General features: G+C 59.2%; 1 protein-coding gene. It reads left to right on the top strand.

Annotated elements, in window-relative coordinates; genetic code table 11:
• A partial coding sequence (locus tag ACYQ3S_RS15615; RefSeq protein WP_459690287.1) for an S-layer homology domain-containing protein occupies window positions 1-1,500 on the top strand: 1,500 nt, incomplete at its 5' end.
• Window positions 1,501-1,560: the final 60 nt, after the last annotated feature.

A 1,560-nucleotide genomic window follows, 5' to 3' on the forward strand; every position in this document is an offset into this window, starting at 1 on the left:
AGCCAAGTGGACACCAGCAAGGGCGCGGTGGCCGTGATCGAGAACGGCGCGACCTACTACACCAACGGCAAAAAGGCCAATCTGGGCGTACTCGGCACCAGCTCGGCCGCGCCCACTTCCGGCGAACAGATTGCCCTGCTCTTTGACAATATCCTGGAGCGTGACGCTGTGGCCGGGGCCGACACCATCACGATGATGGTGAATCATGCCGCAAGCAAGAATTATACCCTGACAGAGGGCCAATATCAGTTCAAGTATCTGGACCTTATCAATGAGAACGACGGCAACGCCTGGGTGAGCACGAACAAGCCCATCACCATCTTCTGGCCCTATCCCTCCGAGGAACTTGCGGCCAACCGTGCGAACTACAAGTTTACTGTCCTGCATTTTGAGGGCCTGCACCGGCAGTATCAGATCACTACTGAGAACGATATGCAGACATTGATCGGGCAATCCACTGTTGTGCCGATCACCGCTGAGGCCACGGACAAGGGCGTGAAATTCACCCTGCCCGCCAATGAGGAACTTGGCAGCTTCTCCCCCTTTGCCCTGTCCTGGTCTAAAAACAACACAGGCGGCAGCAGCAGCAGCGGCAGCGGCGGCGGTGCGACGTACTACACCCTGCGCTACGAGTCCAACGGCGGCACGGAATATGACAGCGAGCGGTACCGCCGCAACACCGTGGTCAAGCTGGACAAGGTGCCGAGCCGCGAGGGCTACACGTTCACCGGCTGGTATGCCGACAAGGGAACGACCGAGCGCGTCACCGAGATCAAGCTGACCGGCAATAAGACCGTCTATGCCGGTTGGGAAGCTACCGAGGTACCCGACTGGCTCAACGGCGACGACCACTTCGCCTATGTTATCGGCTATGAGGACGGCACGGTGCGGCCTATGGCGAACATCAGCCGCGCCGAGGTCGCAACGATCTTCTTCCGCCTGCTCAAGCCCGAGATACGGGACGCGCATTTGACCGCCAGCAGCCGTTTCACGGACGTAAGCGAAAACGCGTGGTACTGCACCGCAGTCTCCACCATGGCGGAGCTTGGGGTCCTCAAGGGGCGGACGGACACCGCCTTTGAACCAGACGCACCCATCACCCGCGCGGAGTTTGCGGCCATCTGCGCCCGCTTCGACACGAACCAGCGCGACGGTGACAGCAACTTCACGGACATTGGCAGCCATTGGGCCAAAGCGGAGATCGAGCGTGCCTGCATTCTTGGCTGGATTAACGGGTATGAGGACGGCACTTTCCGTCCGGACAACCAGATCACCCGTGCAGAGGCCATGACCATGATTAACCGTGTGCTGAACCGCCTGCCCGAAACCGAGGCGGATCTGCTGTCCGGCATGCAGGTATGGCCGGACAATCAACCGGAGGATTGGTTCTATCTGGCTGTGCAGGAGGCCACCAACAGCCACGACTTTGACCGCAAGGGAGACATCCATGAGCATTGGACAACGCTGACCGGCCATCCCAACTGGGAACAGTATCAGTAAGACGTCTGCCGCGGCAGTCCGGTAAGAAAGAATAAAGAAAGTGGGAGCATAAAAAGTGGG

This window comes from Agathobaculum sp. TL06 (assembly GCF_054658635.1).